General features: G+C 72.7%; 12 protein-coding genes and 1 tRNA gene. 7 read left to right on the top strand and 6 right to left on the bottom strand.

Going from position 1 to position 15,484, the window contains the following annotated elements:
- Positions 1-22: 22 nt before the first annotated feature.
- The 3 genes from NGF19_RS13320 to NGF19_RS13310 all read left to right on the top strand — a co-directional run bounded on the left by NGF19_RS13320 (position 23) and on the right by NGF19_RS13310 (position 3,198).
- Positions 23-1,228 (top strand): DNA polymerase III subunit delta', encoded by a 1,206-nt coding sequence (locus tag NGF19_RS13320; protein ID WP_252425069.1) that lies wholly within the window; start codon positions 23-25, stop codon positions 1,226-1,228.
- A gap of 160 nt (positions 1,229-1,388) precedes the next feature.
- Entirely contained in the window at positions 1,389-3,014 is a 1,626-nt protein-coding gene (locus NGF19_RS13315; protein WP_252425068.1) for an alpha/beta hydrolase, read from the top strand.
- A gap of 107 nt (positions 3,015-3,121) precedes the next feature.
- A tRNA-Thr gene (locus NGF19_RS13310) sits at positions 3,122-3,198 on the top strand.
- 143 nt (positions 3,199-3,341) lie between these two features.
- Here the strand turns inward: NGF19_RS13310 and NGF19_RS13305 are convergent.
- The gene (locus tag NGF19_RS13305) at positions 3,342-4,355 is read right to left on the bottom strand and encodes a metallophosphoesterase family protein (RefSeq protein WP_252425067.1); all 1,014 of its coding nucleotides are present in this window, start codon (positions 4,353-4,355) and stop codon (positions 3,342-3,344) included.
- Between the two features lie 213 nt (positions 4,356-4,568).
- Positions 4,569-5,654: a YeiH family protein gene (locus NGF19_RS13300; RefSeq protein ID WP_252425066.1), complete on the bottom strand. Its 1,086-nt coding sequence runs from the start codon at positions 5,652-5,654 to the stop codon at positions 4,569-4,571.
- 71 nt (positions 5,655-5,725) lie between these two features.
- On the opposite strand from NGF19_RS13300, the gene NGF19_RS13295 reads away from it, so the two are divergent.
- Positions 5,726-6,667, top strand: coding sequence for a LysR substrate-binding domain-containing protein (locus NGF19_RS13295; protein WP_252425065.1), 942 nt, complete (start codon positions 5,726-5,728; stop codon positions 6,665-6,667).
- 61 nt (positions 6,668-6,728) lie between these two features.
- On the opposite strand, the gene NGF19_RS13290 is transcribed toward NGF19_RS13295, so the two are convergent.
- The gene (locus tag NGF19_RS13290; RefSeq protein ID WP_252425064.1) at positions 6,729-7,505 is read right to left on the bottom strand and encodes an RNA methyltransferase; all 777 of its coding nucleotides are present in this window, start codon (positions 7,503-7,505) and stop codon (positions 6,729-6,731) included.
- A gap of 342 nt (positions 7,506-7,847) precedes the next feature.
- Between NGF19_RS13290 and NGF19_RS13285 the strand changes: the two genes are divergently transcribed.
- On the top strand, positions 7,848-8,759 hold the full coding sequence (locus tag NGF19_RS13285) for a glycosyltransferase family 2 protein (protein ID WP_372505655.1): 912 nt from the start codon (positions 7,848-7,850) through the stop codon (positions 8,757-8,759).
- 77 nt (positions 8,760-8,836) lie between these two features.
- Here the strand turns inward: NGF19_RS13285 and NGF19_RS13280 are convergent, their stop codons facing one another.
- Positions 8,837-10,561 (bottom strand): bifunctional 3'-5' exonuclease/DNA polymerase, encoded by a 1,725-nt coding sequence (locus NGF19_RS13280; protein ID WP_252425063.1) that lies wholly within the window; start codon positions 10,559-10,561, stop codon positions 8,837-8,839.
- Between the two features lie 60 nt (positions 10,562-10,621).
- On the bottom strand, positions 10,622-11,374 hold the full coding sequence (locus tag NGF19_RS13275; protein ID WP_252425062.1) for a Clp protease N-terminal domain-containing protein: 753 nt from the start codon (positions 11,372-11,374) through the stop codon (positions 10,622-10,624).
- A 92-nt stretch (positions 11,375-11,466) separates the two neighbouring features.
- Here NGF19_RS13275 and NGF19_RS13270 point away from each other — a divergent pair, with 92 nt between their 5' ends.
- Entirely contained in the window at positions 11,467-12,582 is a 1,116-nt protein-coding gene (locus NGF19_RS13270) for a DUF2786 domain-containing protein (protein ID WP_252425061.1), read from the top strand.
- Between the two features lie 108 nt (positions 12,583-12,690).
- Here NGF19_RS13270 and NGF19_RS13265 read toward each other — a convergent pair whose 3' ends face one another.
- Positions 12,691-13,200 carry a DUF4232 domain-containing protein gene (locus tag NGF19_RS13265; protein ID WP_252425060.1) on the bottom strand — a complete coding sequence of 170 codons (510 nt, stop codon included), beginning with the start codon at positions 13,198-13,200 and terminating at the stop codon, positions 12,691-12,693.
- Positions 13,201-13,366: 166 nt separating this feature from the next.
- Between NGF19_RS13265 and NGF19_RS13260 the strand changes: the two genes are divergently transcribed.
- Positions 13,367-15,484: an FUSC family protein gene (locus tag NGF19_RS13260; protein ID WP_252425059.1), complete on the top strand. Its 2,118-nt coding sequence runs from the start codon at positions 13,367-13,369 to the stop codon at positions 15,482-15,484.

Below are 15,484 nucleotides of genomic sequence, written 5' to 3'. Positions count from 1 at the left end.
GAACGACGGAAGGCGGTCTCCCATGACCGTGTGGGACGACCTGGTGGGCCAGGCGAAGGTGAGCGAGCAGCTTGCCGCGGCTGCCCGTGACGCCGACGCCCTGGTCACCGCGGCGGCGGCCGACGCCGCGCCGCCCGAGGCGTCGAAGATGACGCATGCCTGGCTGTTCACGGGCCCGCCCGGCGCGGGGCGTACACAGGCGGCGCGGGCGTTCGCGGCGGCGCTGCAGTGCGTGAGCCCCGACCGCGCGCTCGGCGGCGGCCCCGGCTGCGGCTTCTGCGACGGCTGCCACACCGCGCTCGTCGGTACGCACGCGGACGTGACCACGGTCGCCGCCGTGGGCACGCAGATCCTCGCCGACGACATGCGCGACACCGTCCGCAAGTCGTTCACGTCTCCGGCGAACGGCCGCTGGCAGGTGATCCTCGTCGAGGACGCCGAGCGGCTGAACGAGAAGTCGGCCAACGCGGTCCTGAAGGCAGTGGAGGAACCGGCCCCGCGCACGGTCTGGCTGCTGTGCGCGCCGTCCCTGGAGGACGTCCTGCCGACGATCCGCTCCCGCTGCCGCCACCTGAACCTGAGCACGCCTTCCGTGGCCGCCGTCGCCGACATGCTCGTACGCCGCGACGGCATCGAGCCCGCGATCGCGGACGCCGCCGCCCGCGCCACCCAGGGCCATGTCGACCGCGCCCGCCGCCTGGCCACGGACGAGCGCGCGCGGGAGCGCCGGGCCACGGTGCTGAAGCTGCCCCTGCGGGTCGACGACATCGGTGGTTGCCTCAGAGCCGCGCAGGAACTGGTCGACGCCGCCACGGAGGACTCCAAGCAGCTCGCGGAGGAACTCGACGCCAAGGAGACCGAGGAGCTGAAGGCGGCGCTCGGCGCGGCGCAGGGCGGTCGTATGCCGCGTGGCACCGCGGGGGTGATGAAGGAGCTGGAGGACAAGCAGAAGCGCCGCAGAACGCGCACGCAGCGCGACAGCCTGGACCAGGCCCTCACCGACCTCACCGGCTTCTACCGCGATGTCCTCGCCCTCCAGCTCGGCTCGCGCACGGCCCTCGCCAACACGGACGCGGAGGACGCCCTGGAGCGCTTGGCCCGCGGCGGTACGCCGGAGGCCACGCTGCGACGTATCGAGGCCATCGCCGCGTGCCGGACGGCCCTGGACCGCAATGTGGCGCCCTTGCTGGCGGTGGAGGCGATGACGATGGCGCTGCGGGCGGGGTGACGCAGGGCTGCCCTTGAGGGCGACAGGACCGCCGGGGGTTGCCTCTTGCAGGTGACGGAACCTGAGACCGGTTGACTCGGACTGCGTGACTCCGTCACTCGTACGAGGGGCATGCGCGACGGACGGCGATCAGTGCGGCATGCGTGGTTACGCTCAGGAAATGCAGATCAGGCGCACTTCCGGACCGCTCCGCCGCTCCCGCGCGTCCCGCTTCTTCGGCTCCTTCGGCGTACCGCGCCCGCCACACCTGGTGCGCACAGGCGGCGCGCTCCTCGCCACCGCGCTCCTCGCCTCGGCCTGCTCGTCCGGGAGTTCGAAGACGGCGCAGGGCGAGGTCCTGGCCCCGCTGCCCCGGTCCACGCCGTCGACGCTGGCCCCGTACTACGCGCAGAAGCTGACCTGGCGCGCATGTGGCGTGCCCGGCTTCGAGTGCACGACGATGAAGGCGCCGCGCGACTACGCCAAGCCGGCGTCGGGCGACGTCCGGCTGGCCGTCGCGCGCAAGAAGGCCACGGGCCGGGGCAAGCCCCTCGGCTCGCTCCTGGTGAACCCGGGCGGGCCGGGCGGCTCGGCGGTCGCCTACCTCCAGCAGTACGCCGGTGTCGGCTACCCGGCGGAGATCCGCGCCCACTACGACATGGTCGCCGTCGACCCGCGCGGCGTGGCCCGCAGCGAGCCCGTCCGCTGCCTCACGGGCCGTCAGATGGACGCGTACACACAGACCGACGTGACTCCCGACGACGACAAGGAGAAGAAGCAACTCGTCGACGCCTTCAAGCAGTTCGCGCGGAGCTGCGGCGAGCACACGCCCGATCTGCTGCGCCATGTCTCCACGGTCGAGGCTGCTCGGGACATGGACATCCTGCGCGCGGTGCTGGGCGACCAGCGGCTGAACTACGTGGGTGCGTCCTACGGGACGTTCCTCGGGGCGACGTACGCGGGCCTGTTCCCGGACCGGGTCGGCCGACTGGTGCTGGACGGCGCGATGGACCCCGCCCTGTCCGCCCGCCGGACCAACGAGCAGCAAACGGCGGGCTTCGAGACGGCGTTCCAGGCCTTCGCGAAGGACTGCGTCCATCGAGCGGACTGTCCGCTCGGCGGCCCCGGCACGTCACCGGCGAAGGCCGGGCGGAACCTGAAGGCGTTCTTCAAGAAGCTCGACGCGTCCCCCATCCCGGCGGGTGACGCGGACGGCCGCAAGCTCGGCGAGGCCCTGGCCACGACCGGGGTGATCGCGGCGATGTACGACCAGGAGGCCTGGCCCCAGTTGCGGGAGGCGCTGACCTCGGCGATGCGGAAGAACGACGGCGCGGGCCTGCTCGTCCTGTCGGACAGCTACTACCAGCGGGACGCGGACGGCAGGTACACGAACCTGATGTTCGCGAACGCGGCCGTGAGCTGTCTGGACCTGCCGTCCGCGTTCTCGACTCCCGAGGAGGTGGAGCGAGCGCTCCCGGCGTTCGAGAAGGCGTCGCCGGTCTTCGGCGAGGGCTTGGCCTGGGCGTCGCTGAACTGCGCCTACTGGCCGGTGAGAACGACGGGGCAGCCGCACCGCATCGAGGCCAAGGGGGCGGCGCCGATCCTGGTGGTGGGCACGACCCGCGACCCCGCGACGCCCTACCCCTGGGCCCGGTCCCTCGCCTCCCAGCTCTCCTCCGCCAGGCTCCTGACCTACGACGGCGACGGCCATACGGCGTACGGCCGAGGCAGCCGCTGCATCGACACGAGCATCGACGCCTACCTGCTCAAGGGCACCCTGCCGACGAGCCGGAAGCACTGCTCATAGGCACCGGCGCACACCCCGGAGACGCGCTTCCGGGGTGTGGTCAGAGCACCTCGGGAAACTGTGTAGACTTACCGACGTTGCTGATCGCACCATAGTGCGGACAGCGCGCCGCCTTAGCTCAGATGGCCAGAGCAACGCACTCGTAATGCGTAGGTCTCGGGTTCGAATCCCGAAGGCGGCTCCATTCGAACCCCAGCGCAGACGATGTCTGAGCTGGGGTTTTGTGTTTCCTTGATCGGCGTGTGGTCCAGTCCACCGATCTCTGCCTGCTCGCCCTTGCAGGCGGGCAACGTCGCCGGGCCCTGGCGGCGTTGCCCGGCCCGGAGGTCAGATCCGCGTGGCAAGCGGGACGGAGATCTGCTTCATCCAGTTGCCGGTTGCGAAGTCACGTGCCTTGATGACGACGCGATCGCGGTACACGTCCACCTGGAGTCCCTGGTTGAAGTGTCCGGGGACCGTGTCCTCGCCGCCCTGGCCGTTGTCGGCGAAACCGGTCTGCACCGCACCCGTGTTGATCACCGAGAAGCCGTCGATGTTGGCGGTGCCCGGCACGACCCGGCGCACATACCAGTCGGACAGGGTCAGGTCCCAGTGGGTGTGGCCGCTGAACAGGAACACGTCGCGGTGGCGCCCGAGGAGGCCGAGAAGGCGGTCGGGCTGGAGGTAGTCGCTCATGTAGATCTTGCTGCGGGTACCGGAGACGGTGTCGGGCAGCGGGTGATGGGTGATCACCATGACCGGCTTGCGGCGCCGCGCCCAGTACTGCAGGCGTTCCTCGAGCCACTGGAACTGCGCCTCACTGATCCACACCTCGTCCCACAGGGAGTTGTCGTGGTACTTCATGTAGCGCTCGGTGCCGAGGGTCAGGATCGGGATGCCGCCGAACGTCGTCTCCGCATAGATCGTGGAACGCTTGGCGAAGCGGTAGAAGCTGCGGAAGAGGGAATCCTCGGTGGTGCCGTTGGGCCAGGTGTCCTGGGCGAGGGTGTCCGGGTCGGCCCACTTGGGGACGTAGAACTCGTGGTTGCCTATGGCCCAGGCGATCTTGTGCGGCTTGGGGCCCTGGTCCAACGCCTTCTGTACTTCGGCGTATTCGAAGTCGTAGCCGCGCGGGGTGATGTCCCCGGCGACGGCCATGCCCGAGGAGTGCGGGTTGGTGGCCTTGATGTCTTTGAGCGCCTCGGTGAAGTCGCTGAGGTCGCCCTGAATGTCGCTGATGACGTTGAACGTGGTGACAAGCTTGCCGCCGCCGGCGGCTGGTGCGGCCTCGGCGGGCACCTGGGCGAGACCTCCGAGCGCCAGGGTTCCAGCGGTCGCGCTCAGTAGGGATCTTCGGTCCACGGTCATTCCTTTCGGCGTCGCGCGGGACGCGGGACAGCAACCCCGCGCGTTGGGCCAGACCCGTTATCGATAAGCGATCAAGCGGGCGGGTAGGTGAACGTCCCTCGACATTTCGACCGTCGGCCCGATCGTCACGCCCACCGCCGCTCTTACCGGAAGTGGACCTGCCGCTTCGTGCGGCTGCCGTCCGTGGTCTCGTCCTGCTTCGCGGTCTCAGGTCGTCAGCAGGACCCCGGCGTACGCCGCGGCTCCGACGACCAGCCAGGAGCCCAGGCCGAGCAGTGCCATGCGGGCGCCGCCGGTGCGGGCCAGGGTCGGCAGGTGTACGGCGCTGCCGAGGCCGAACAGGGCGGCGGCGAGGAGCAGTTCCTGCGCGGTGTTCGCGGCGTCGAGCACTTCGCTGCCGAGCAGCCCCGTGCTGCGCAGGACGACCATCGCGAGGAAGCCGACGACGAACAGGGGCAGCAGGGCGGGGCGGTGGCCGTCGCCGTTCGCGGGGTGCCCGGTGTTCTTGCGGCGGCGGCTCAGGGCCACCCCCGCGACCAGCGGCGCCAGCATCGCGACTCGGATCAGCTTGACCAGGACCCCCTCGGTCAGCGCCTGCGGCCCAGCGGTCTGGGCGGTGGCGACGACCTGCCCGACGTCGTGCACGCTGGCGCCGACCCAGTGCCCGAACTGCGTCGCGTCCAGGCCGAGCGGGGTCCTGAGCAGGGGCAGTACGGCGATGGCGAGCGTGCCGCAGAGCGTCACCAGGGCGACCGACGAGGCGACCTCCGCCTCGTGCCGCGCGCCGCCCTTGTCCTTGCCGAGCACACCACTGACCGCGCCGATCGCGGAGGCACCGCAGATCGAGTAGCCGGTGGCGACGAGCAGCGACTGGTCGTCGGAGAGCCCGATCCTGCGGCCCATCCACCGCGTCCCGAAGAACGTGATCAGGACGACCCCGACCACCATGACCAGGGACTGCCAGCCGAGCCCGGCCACGTCGCCGAGGCTCAGCTTCAGGCCGAGCAGCACGATGCCGAGCCGCATGAGCCGCTTGCCCGCCAGGGACAGGCCGGGCCGGGCGACACCGCGTACGAGAGGAGCGGCGCCTGGCAGATGCGCCGCGACGACACCGAGTACGACGGCGACGGTGAGCGTCGGCACGGCGGGCACCAGTGCGTGCACCGCGAAGGCCACCGCCACACCGACGACGGCGAGCGCGAGACCCGGCACGGCGCCTCGTCTGCGCGGGGCGGCGGGGGACGGGGTGCGGCGCGCATCGGACGTGCGGCGTTCGGGACCGGCGAAGACCATGATTTTCAGCCTGCGCCGGGCGGGCGGCGCTCGGTAGACGCGATCTAGTGGGCAGGCCATAGAGTTCCCCTATGGCCCCTGCCCCTGCCTCTGCCCCTGAGTCCTCCGACGCGCATCCGCGCCCGCTCCCCGATCTGCATGCCCTGCAACTGCTGGTCTGCGTCGCCGAGACCGGGAGCCTGGGGCGGGCCGCCGCGCGGCTGCGCATCAGCCAGCCCTCCGCGAGCGCCCGGATGCGCACCCTGGAGCGGCGCCTGGGCCTGCGGCTGCTCGACCGCTCGCCCTCGGGTTCCCGGCTCACCCCGGCCGGTGCCGTGGTCGGCGACTGGGCGCGCTCCCTGCTCGAACAGGCCGAGGCGCTGGTCGCGGGCGCCGCCGCACTGCGCTCCCGGCAGGACCACCGGCTCCGGGTGACCGCGAGCCTGACCATCGCCGAGGAACTGATGCCGGGCTGGCTGGTCGCGCTGCGCGAGGAGGGGGCCGACACGCATGTCGGACTCACCGTCACCAACAGCTCCGGAGTGATCGAGGCGCTGCGCCGCGGGAGCTGTGACCTGGGCTTCGTCGAGGGCCCCTGGGTGCCGGACGACCTGCACCGCACCGTGGTCGGCCGGGACCGTCTCGCCGTGGTCGTGGCCCCCGGTCACCCCTGGGCTCGGCGCCACCGTCCGCTGAGCGGCCGTGAACTCGCCGACACCCCGCTGCTGCTGCGCGAGCCCGGTTCCGGCACCCGCGAAACCCTGGAGAAGGCGCTGCGCCCGTACGACGGTGTGGCCGTGCCGGTCCTCGAACTGGGCTCCACCGCGCCCTTGCGCAGCGCGGTCGCCCGAGGCCTGGCGCCCGCGGTGCTCTCCGCACTGGCCGTTCAGGAGGACGTGGGCCACGGCCGCCTGGTCGAGGTCGAGGTCGACCCGGCCGTCCCGCTGCGCAGGCTGCTGCACGCGGTGTGGCTCAAGGGCCGTGAACTGCCGGACGCGGCACTGAGACTGCTCGGGGTGGCGCGGTCGGGCTGAGGGCTGAGGCCTGTCAGACAGGCCCCGGGGACTCTCGCCCTCGCTCCCGGCGTCGGGCGCCTCAGGCCGTTCGCGACGTCATGCGCTGGCGTACGGCCTCGTAGGTGAAGAGGGCCGCCGAGACCGCGACGTTCAGGGAGTCGACCTGGCCGAACATCGGGATCTTCGCCTTGGTGTGGTTGCCCGCGAGCCAGCGGTCCGACAGGCCGTACTTCTCACTGCCGACGAGGATGGCCGTGGGGCCGGTCATGTCGAGGTCCGTCATCAGGACGTCCGTGTCGGGGGTGGCGGCGACGACGTCGACCGCGTGTTCGGCCAGCCAGTTCATGACCTCCTCGGAGCCCGCCGAGGCGATCGGCACGGCGAACACCGTGCCCTTGCTGGCCCGGATCACGTTCGGGTTGCCCCAGTCGGTCACGGGGTTGGCCGAGATCACGGCGGTCACACCGGCCGCGTCCGCGGTGCGCAGCATCGAACCCAGGTTGCCGGGCTTCTCGACGCTCTCGCAGACGACGAAGAGGGCGTGCTCGTCGACCTCGATACGGGACAGGTCGGTCTCGATGTCCGGGACGACGGCGAGCCAGCCGTCCGGGCCCTCGCGGTAGGCGGCCTTGTCGAAGGCCTGGCGGCTGAGGCTGTAGAGCGCGGCTCCCTGCTCGGCGGCGCGGGACACCACGTTCCGCGGGTCCGAGTCGCCGGTCAGCGCGGGGCAGAAGTACAGCTCACGGGGGCGGACACCGGCGCGCAGGGCGAGGTCCAGTTCCTCGTAGCCCTCCACGAGGGTCACTTGGGCGTTCTGCCGGTTCCGCCGGCGGCGGAGAGCGGCGAGTTCCTTCACACGAGGGTTGCTCGGGCTGGAGATTTCCTTGGGTGAACCAACCCGTGGGGTGGACGGCATCGGCGGTGGGAATCACGGCGCCTCACGGGCTCCGATCCTCCGCCCCCTTTCTTCTGGTGCACTGCGCGCGGTCGTGGTCAGGGTACATGCGGGTCCCGCGCCGGAGCCGCCCGCGCGAGGGAGTGCGCGCCCGCCCGTACGGTCGGAAGATCGGCCCGGTAGCTGGCCCGAGGGCGGCAGCCGCGGTCGCCGGGCGCCTTCCCGGTGAGCTGACATCGGGCGTCTTCTCGGTGAACGGCTAGCATCACCCGCACAGTTGTCGGTGGGGATGGGGTGGAAGTCGTGGCACAGCCGGATGCGCGGTCCGGGCCCCGTATCGCCGTGGCCGTGGTGACCATGGGCAATCGGCCCGCCGAGGTCGACGCCCTTCTTCTGTCCGTGGCCAAGCAGGACCTCGCCCCGGCCCGCGTCGTCATCGTCGGGAACGGCTGCCCGCTGCCCGAGTTCGCGGAACGCCTCGGTCTGCCCGGCGAGGTCACCTGTATCGAGGTCGACGAGAACCTCGGCTGCCCTGGTGGCCGCAATGTGGCCCTCGCCAGGCTGCGGGAGTTCGGGGACGTCGACATCGTGGTCGACCTCGACGACGACGGGCTGCTCGTGGACGCCGATGTGCTCCGGCGCGTACGGGATCTGTACGCGGCCGATCCCAAGCTCGGCATCGTCGGGTTCCGTATCGCCGACGAGCACGGCGAGACCCAGCGGCGGCACGTGCCGCGGGTCGGCGCCACCGATCCGATGCGCGGTGGGCCGGTGACCGGGTTCCTCGGCGGTGGGCACGCGCTGTCCATGGCCATGCTCGCCGAGACCGGCGACTGGCCCGCCGAGTTCTTCTTCGCGCACGAGGAGACGGATCTGGCCTGGCGGGCCGCCGACGCGGGCTGGACCATCCTGTACGCGCCCGAGCTGCTGCTCCAGCACCCGAAGACCTCGCCCGCCCGCCACGCCATCTACTACCGGGTCACGGCGCGCAACCGGGTGTGGCTCGTACGGCGACGGCTGCCTCTCCTGCTCATTCCGGTCCACCTCGGGGTGTGGACGGCCGTCACGCTCCTGCGGACGCGCTCGGCGGGCGGGCTGAAGGCCTGGTTCGGCGGGTTCATGGAGGGGCTGCGGACCTCGGGCGGCGAGCGACGGCCCATGCGCTGGCGCACGGTGTGGCGCCTCACCCGGCTCGGCCGGCCGCCGGTCATCTAGTCGGCCACCCGGTCGTCCATTCGGCCACCGGTCATCTCATCTACCGGCCGCCGGTCGTCCAGCCGACCGACCGGCCGTCACTTCGCGTCCGCGTAGCACTCCACCACCGCCGTCGTGAACGGAATGCGTACCGGCGTCTCGCCGAACGTCAGCCGCATCGCCAGGTCCGAGGCCTCCTGGATCGCCGCGGCCACCGTGTCCGCCTCCTCGGCCGGGCAGTGCACGATCACCTCGTCGTGCTGGAAGAAGACCAGCTCGGCGGCGAGGTTCGCGCAGGACCGGCGGAGGGCGGCGAGCAGGAGCAGCGCCCAGTCGGCGGCGCTGCCCTGCACGACGAAGTTGCGTGCGAAGCGGCCACGGGCCCGGGGGTTGTGGGACGCGTACCCCGGTATCCACTGCTCCGGGTCAGTAGGCGACGAGCCGTCCGCAGGTGACGGGACTTCCGTGGGTGAGGGGCCCTCCTGTGGGATGCCCGCTTCCTCCGTCGCGTTCTCGGACGCCCCGCTAGCCGGTGGGCACGTCCGCCCGAGCCAGGTCCGTACGAGTCGGCCCTCCTCGCCCGCGCGGGCCGCGTCGTCGACGTACGCGATCGCTCTCGGGAAGCGGCGGCGCAGCGCGGCGAGGTTCTTCAGGCCGTCGCCGGAGGTCTGGCCGTAGATCGCGCCGAGCACCGCGAGCTTGGCCTGGGCGCGGTCGCCGGAGAACGCGCGGTCCGACACCGACTGGTAGAGGTCGGCCGTACGGCCCGCGACCTCCATGAACGCCGGGTCGCGGGAGATCGCGGCGAGGACGCGCGGCTCCATCTGGGCCGCGTCGGCCACGACCAGCCGCCAGCCGGGGTCGGCGACCACGGCCCGCCGGATGACCTTGGGGATCTGCAGGGCACCGCCGCCGTTGGTGACCCAGCGGCCCGTGACCGTACCGCCCGGCAGGTACTCGGGCCGGAAGCGGCCGTCGCGCACCCAGTCCGTGAGCCAGGACCAGCCGTGGGCGACCCAGATGCGATACAGCCTCTTGTACTCCAACAGGGGCCGCACGGCCGGGTGGTCGAGGGACTCGAGCTCCCAGCGGCGGGTGGAGCGCACCTTGATCCCGGCCTGCGCGAACGCCTTGACGACATCGGCGGGCAGATCGCAGCGGACCCGGCGCCCGAAGGCGGCCGACACCTCCTCGGCCAGCTCGGCCAGGCGCCGGGGCTCGCCGCCGCCCGCGTACCGCTCGCCGAGCAGGTCGTGCAGCACCTCGCGGTGGACGTCCGCGCGCCAGGGCAGCCCGGTCCGGTTCATCTCCGAGGCCACGAGCATGCCCGCCGACTCGGCGGCGGTGAGCAGCCGCATCCGGCCGGGGTGGGCGGTGGTGTCGTGACGGCGCTGCTGGTCGGCGTAGACCGCGACCAGGTCCTGGAGGGGGATGTGGGTGGGGCGTGGTTCGAAGAGGGAGGACTGGGCGCCCGGTTCGGCGGCGCGCTGCGGGGGATCCGGGGGTACGGGGCCGCCGCGCAGCCGGGCCAGCGCGGCGGCGGCCGACCGGGGCTCGCCGAGGTGCCCCTCATGGCCGAGGAGGAGGGTCTCGGCGGCCTCGACGTCGTAGCACCGGTCCACGCGCACCCCCGCGGCGAGCAGCCGGTGCTGGACCTCGGCGGTGGACCGCCACACCCACCGGGTGACCTCGGGCCGTGCCCGTACGGCCCCGACGAGATCCCCCTCCTTGACCACGGACCCCGCGAGCAGCCCGTCCGGGCCGAGGGCGGCGACCTCCACGCCGCCGTCCTCGGCCGGGGCGAGAGCCCAGCGTCCGGTCATGTCGCGAGTGTGGCAGAGGGGTCTGACAACGGCCCGGGACGTGCGCCCGAACCTCCGCGCTCAGCCCTTCTGTTCGCGGGCCTCGAGCTGTTCGCGGGCCTCGAGGAACTGGGCGAGCATCTTCGTGACGTACTCCTCGGTCGCCGCCTTGGTGATGCCGAGGCCGCTGAGCACGCCCTCGCCGTTCTCCAGTTCCAGGAGCGCGAGCAGGATGTGCTCCGTGCCGATGTAGTTGTGGCCGAGGCGCAGGGCCTCGCGGAAGGTGAGTTCGAGGGCCTTCTTCGCCGCGGGTGCGTACGGGACGAGTTGCGGGACTTCCTCGACGCGGGGCGGCAGAGCCGCGGTCGCCGTCTCGACCACCGCTTCCGGCGAGACACCCTGTGCGGTGATCGCCTTGACCGCGAAGCCCTCCGGCTCGGCGAGCAGCCCGAGGACGAGGTGCGCGGGGTGGGTCTCGGCGTTGCCCGCGGCCCTCGCGCCGTCGTGCGCGGCCATGACCACGTTGCGCGCGCGGACCGTGTAGCGGCTGAACCCGTGGCTCGGGTCGAGATCCACGGACTCCTTGGGCACGAAGCGCTTCTGGGCCGCCTGCCGGGTCACGCCCATGCTCTTGCCGATGTCGGTCCAGGACGCGCCCGAGCGCCGTGCCTGGTCCACGAAGTGGCCGATCAGATGGTCGGCCACGTCGCCGAGGTGCTCCGCGGCCAGCACCGCGTCCTGGAGCTGGTCGAGCGCGTCGGGGTGCCCCTTCTTGATGGCGTCGATGAGGTCGTCGAGGCGCAGATTCGTCGGGTTGTGCGCGTTCTCCGTCATGTGTCAACCGTAGGTTGTCACCCCTGCATTGTCAACTGATGGTTGACATGCGAACCGTGGTGTTCGCTCCCGCCCATGTCACGATCGAACGCGTGAGTACGACGACCACCGTGGACCGCGCCTTCCGGGCCGCCCTCTACGACGACACGGACGCGGCCCTCGACACCGGCGCCTCCCTGCTCGCCGCCGACCCCTCGGCCGACGACGAACTCGCCCGGCGCGGCGAGCAGTTCGTGGCCGCCGCCTGGCGACGCGGCTGGCAGCCCGCCGACGTCGTACGACTGGTGCGCCGGGAGCTGGACGACAGCCACGTACGCCTCGTCTCGACGCTGATCCGCGCGGAGGCCGGGCAGCGGCCGTCCCCCGGCCCGCGCTGGGCCGCCCAGCTCCAGGACCTCGACGCGGAACCCCTGCGCGTCCCCGACCGCTTCTCGTACGCCACCGCCGCCCTGGAGCTGTACCGCCTGCTGCTGCGCCTGCCCGCCCTCGAACCCCTCGACGCGCCCCGGTCCGCCGCCCCACGGCAGCCGGAGTCCCGCATGCTCACGCGCATCCGCGCGCTGCTCGCCAAGGCGGAGGCGACCGGATACCCGGAGGAGGCCGAGGCGCTCAGCGCCAAGGCGCAGGAGTTGATGGCCCGGCACAGCATCGACGAGGCGCTGCTCGTCGCCCGTACGCATGCCAAGGACGCGCCCGGCGCCTGTCGCGTCGGCGTCGACGCGCCCTACGAGAGCGCCAAGGCCGTGCTCCTGGACGCGGTCGCGACCGCCAACCGCTGCCGGGCCGTGTGGCACGAGGCGCTCGGGTTCTCCACGGTCGTCGGCTTCGAAGCCGATCTGGAGGCCGTCGAACTCCTCTACACCTCGCTGCTCGTGCAGGCCACCACCGCGATGACGACCGCGGAGGCGGCGCAGCGCAAGGGCGGCCGGAAGCGCACGAAGACGTTCCGGCAGTCGTTCCTGGCCGCGTACGCGCACCGCATCGGCGACCGGCTCCGGGCCGCCGCCGAGGGGCAGGCGGCCGGGCACGAAGGGGAGTTGCTGCCGGTGCTCGCGGCCCGGGACGTGGCTGTCGCACAGCGCACCGAGCTGCTGTTCCCGGACACGGTCACCACCCGGCTGCGCGGCGTCAGCGACGCGGCGGGCTGGGAGCAGGGGGCCGCCGCCGCCGATCGCGCCCAGGTCGCGGGGCGGCGACGGCTTCCCTGACCGCGGCCCGCGCGGCCACTCCCTGACCGCGCGCACGCGGCCCGCGTGGCCACTCCCCGACCGCGCGCACGCGGCCCGCGTGGCCACTCCCTGACCGCGCGCCCCGTCTCAGTCGCCCGCGACCTGCACCGGGCTCACCGACGCGTCCGGAGTGTGCGCGTCCTTGAGTGCCACCTCTCCGAACGTCCAGCGGTGGCTCTGCGCGTCGTCGGCACCCGGGAGGGTGATCTTCAGGGTCTTCGCCGCGGCGCTGAGCGAGCCGCCCGCCTTCCCCCGGACGTAGGTGAGGGTGAAGGTCGCCGTCTCGTCCTTGTGCAGCGTCACCTTCACCGGCTTCGTCCCCTTCTCCTCCGCGACGCGCCACGACGTGGTGCCGTCCGTCAGCTCGACGCCGGGGAAGCCCTCGAAGACGCATGTCCCGGTGCCGTTGTTGGTGAGGGTGACCGGGACGTTGCCCGTGTCGCCCGCGGTGGTGGCCGCGTTGCCGGGGCCCACCTCGACGGCGGTGGAGCACGCGGAGTCCTTCTCGGCGGTGTCGTCGCCCCCGCCTCCGCAGGCGGTCAGGGTCAGGGCCGCGGCGAGGGCGGTGACGGCAAGGGGGAGGCGGAGCGTACGCATGTGGGTCCTCTGGAGTCGTGACGGTCTTCCTGGATCATCACGCAGGCGGGCGCCCACGCGGGCCGCGCCCCCTCGAATGCGCTGTGCGCCGTCCGCCGGAATGTGCTGTGCGCCGTTGGCCGTGAATGTCGAGATAGATCCTGTATGTCTCCCTTACGCTGACGGAATGAGCTGGGTGCGGGCGCTGAAGGAGGCCGCGCGCTCGGGGCTGAGGATCGAGCGCAAGCGACTCGACCCGCTGCTCGCGGTGCGCGGTGCGACAGGGCTCGCGCTGGTGATCGCGGCCAGTCTGTGGCTGTTCGGGCCCGTGGTGGCGGCCAGTTCGGCGTTCGGCGCGTTCCAGGCGGCGATCGCGACCTTCCAGCGCAGTTGGCGCCCACGCCCCGAACTCGCCCTCGTCTCCGGGACGAGCCTCGCCGTCTCCACCTTCGTCGGCTATCTCACCGTCTCCCGGCTGCCGTTGTTCCTGGTCCTGCTCGCCGTCTGGACCTTCCTGGCCGGGCTGTTCTGGGCCGCGGGCCCGACGGCCGGTCTGATCGCCTCCTCGAACGTCGCGATCATGCTGGTGACGGTCACCCTGCCGGCGTCCGTGGCGCAGGCCGCCGAGCACGCCGCGATGATGATCGTCGGCGGTCTGGTGCAGGCCGCCCTGGTCATGCTGTTCCCGGTACGGCCCTGGGGGGCCCATCGCGACGCGCTCGCCGATGCGCTGGCCGCCGAGGCCGACTACGCGCGCCGGCTGCGCGACGACCCGGTCGCACCCTTCGACCCGCTGCCGCTGATGGAGGCCCGCGACGCCGCCGCTCTCACCCCGCGCCAGGCCCGCCGCCGCCCCGCGCAGCTCCACGGCACCCGCGGTCTCGCCGAACGCCTCCGTCCGGTGCTCGCCTCGCTGGCCGACCCCGCCGTCGGCGTTCCGCGCGAGGGCCGCGCGCGCGAGCGCGTACGCGAACTGCTCGGCGCCGCCGCCGACATCCTCGACGCCGCGGCGGGCGCCATCCGCCACGGCACCCCGCTCGACCTGCCGGCGCACGCGGTGGCCGCCCTCAGGACCCCGGACACGGAGGCGATCCTCACCGGCCCGGTGTACCGGACGTCGGAACGGCTGCGGACCCTGCTCCAGGACGTCCTGGAGACGGCCGGGGCCACCCGGCAGGAGGAGACGGCCGTCGCCGGGGGCTCCCCGCCCCGGTACCGCGAGCGCCCCGACCTCCTCCGCATGGTCCCCACCGTCCTGCGCACCCTGCGCGCGGAACTGCGCCCCGGCTCCCCGGTCGCCCGCCACGCGGCCCGCGTCGCGGTGGTCGCCGCCGTGGGGTACCTCCTCGGTGACGTCCTGCCCTTCGGCCATGGCTACTGGGCCCCGCTGGCCGCCGTCATGATCATGCGTCCGGACTTCTCCCAGACCTACAGCCGCGCCGTCGGTCGGTTCTGCGGCACGCTCGTCGGCGTCGCCCTCGCCACCGGCGTCGTACGGCTCGGACCCGCGGACCCTCTCCTGTCCGGTGCCCTCGCCGTGCTCGCCGCCGCTCTGATGTACACGGTCCGGCGCACCGGGCAGATCGCGGCCCAGGCCTGTATCGCCGCGTACGTCGTCTTCCTGCTCGGCATGGCCGGGGAGCAGTGGACCCAGACCGTGCCCGAACGTGTCCTGCTCACCCTGCTCGGCGGTGTGCTCGCCATGCTCGCCTACGCGGCCTACCCGGCCTGGGAGACGCCGCGGCTCCGGGGCCGCCTGGCCGACTGGCTGACCGCGCAGGGCCGGTACGCCGCCGCCGTCATCCGTCACTACGCCGAACCCGTCGGCAAGTACGCCCCCGATGTGCGGGAGGCCATCCTGCGGGCACGCACCGCCCGCGCCGCCTGGCACACGGCCGTGGACCGGGCCCGCAGCGAGCCGGTGCGCCACCGGGGGCTGTCGCGGGCCGCCGCCGACGGGGCCGAGGAGGCGCTCGCCGAGACGGGCCGCGTCGCCATGCTGCTGGAGGCCCACCTCCCCGAGCGCGGAGCGGCCCCCGTCCCGGCCGCCGCCCGCTTCGCGGACGCCCTGCGCTCCGCGACGGAACAGGGCGCCAAGGCCGTACGGGAACGCCGCCGCCCGTCGTGGGACGCCCTGCGGGAGGTGCTCCGGGACTGGGACGCGGAACGGGCGGCGGCGGGCGACGACGCCTGCGGCGCGCTCGCTCATCAGGGCGCGGGGCTGGTCCTCACCGCCCTGGAGGACCTCAGCGAGGCTCTCGAACCCGATGCCTCGCGCAACTGCGGGGACTCCACGCCCCGTTGA

Origin of the sequence: Streptomyces macrolidinus (genome assembly GCF_023887685.1) — a bacterium.
GTDB lineage: Bacteria > Actinomycetota > Actinomycetes > Streptomycetales > Streptomycetaceae > Streptomyces > Streptomyces macrolidinus.
This window is presented reverse-complemented; position numbering and strand designations above follow the sequence as displayed.